Origin of the sequence: Halorubrum halophilum, assembly GCF_000739595.1 — an archaeon.
Classification (GTDB): Archaea; Halobacteriota; Halobacteria; order Halobacteriales; family Haloferacaceae; genus Halorubrum; species Halorubrum halophilum.
In genome coordinates this window covers 1-1,554 of the sequence record NZ_BBJP01000062.1, presented here as the reverse complement: position 1 = coordinate 1,554, position 1,554 = coordinate 1, and the positions used below count along the sequence as shown (strand labels likewise).

The 1,554-nt window shown below is 55.0% G+C and carries 1 protein-coding gene; it reads right to left on the bottom strand.

All coding sequences use genetic code 11. The features are described from left to right. Positions 1-247: 247 nt before the first annotated feature. Positions 248-1,554 (bottom strand): IS66 family transposase (tnpC, locus tag ACP96_RS15040; RefSeq protein ID WP_082222586.1); only part of this gene is annotated, 1,307 nt, incomplete at its 5' end.

Here is a 1,554-nt window from a genome sequence, read left to right as displayed (position 1 = left end):
CAACAAAAAAAATCCCAGTTTCAACAGCTGGCCCCGATAACTGGGACAATGCCGCAAACAAGAATGAGAGGGCTGCGAACACCGCTAATCCGGCTACAAGACCGAGAACATCTATTGGTGGGCGTCCCTCACGTTTCTTTTCAAAAAGTGTGGAAGGATTTCCATCTGGCATATCTCATATTCTTATTCGAGGCACTGTAGTTGGATAGCAAGACCAAGATACACCGCTCAGTGATGCCTCTCGTCCTTACCGAAGTTCTCTCCCACCCAAAATTGATTGGAGCTGTTCTGGTGGATCGAGGCCTCGTCGTTTCCACGTCGCCAACATCGTTGTTATCGTCTCGTGAATCTGGACCCCTTCTGCCGAACGGAGGGTCCGAAACATCTTCCGAAGGACTACTTGCTCGCGCAGAGCCCGCTCTGCGCGATTATTCGTCGAGTCAACGTCTGGCTCAGTCACGAACGTCAGCCAATGACCCAACCCATTGCTGATCTTCTTGATCAGCTTTTGAATCTCTCGGGCCTCGTAATCCTCCCTGATCAGCCCCTCTAAGTGCAAGGACGCTTCCGCCCGCTTCTGCTCGCGGGCGGAAGCGGACGGATCTCCTTCGACGAACGTCGTTAGGTCGTCGTGGAGTGCGTGCAACTCTCCAGACAGCCGCTCTGCTTTCTCGTGCCGTTCAGCGACGTACTCAGCCTCCCGCAACAGGTGCGCCCAGCACCGCTGCAGGTTCGTGTGATAACTCGAATACGCTGACCAGCCGTCACAACTGAGCGTCGAGTCCTCGGCGAATTCCTCGCCGAGGACGTCTTCTAGGACCTGACTTCCACGGCTCTCATCAACCCAGAACAGCACTTCGTCATCAGTGACGAACGTCCACGCCCAGTGTTGCTCGCCGTCAACCGGAAAGCCTGTTTCATCACAGTAGACGACCTCACTCTCTCGAATCTTCTCTTTGACATCGTTGTATGCGGGTCGCAGCCGGTCTGCGACCCGCTTGGTCAAGTTGTAGATCGTCCGGTGGGAGATCGGAAGATCGAGCTCCCAGTCAAACAGCTCGGCTTGCTTCCGGTTTGGCAGTCGCTGATGGAACCGACCGAGAGCGGTTTGGGCCATGATATTTGGCCCAAACCGCCCCTTTTTTGGGCAGTCAGGATGTTCAGCAACGACCTCGTTTCCGCACGAACAGTGGTGTTTACCGAGTTCGTACTTTACGACGGTGGTTGGAACGGGAAGTGGGACATCGATAACAGTTCGTGAGACGTAGTTATCAGGGTTCGAGAGGATTTGCTCACAGTCTGGACAGTATCCCTGATCAACCCGAATCGTCTCTTCGGGTTCTGGTGGCGGTCGTGTTGTTCCTTCGTGACCTTCACTCCGTCCTGGTGAAGAGTCGCTGGCGGCGTCAGGGTCGCCGCCAGCGTCATCTTCTTCAGATTCTTCGTCTTCATCCCCGTCTTGACCGTCGCCACCCAGTGATTTAGCCGCACCACCCTGCTTACTGGGTGGTGTGTTTGGGTTTTCGTACTGCTTGAGGCGAGCCTCAAGCTGTT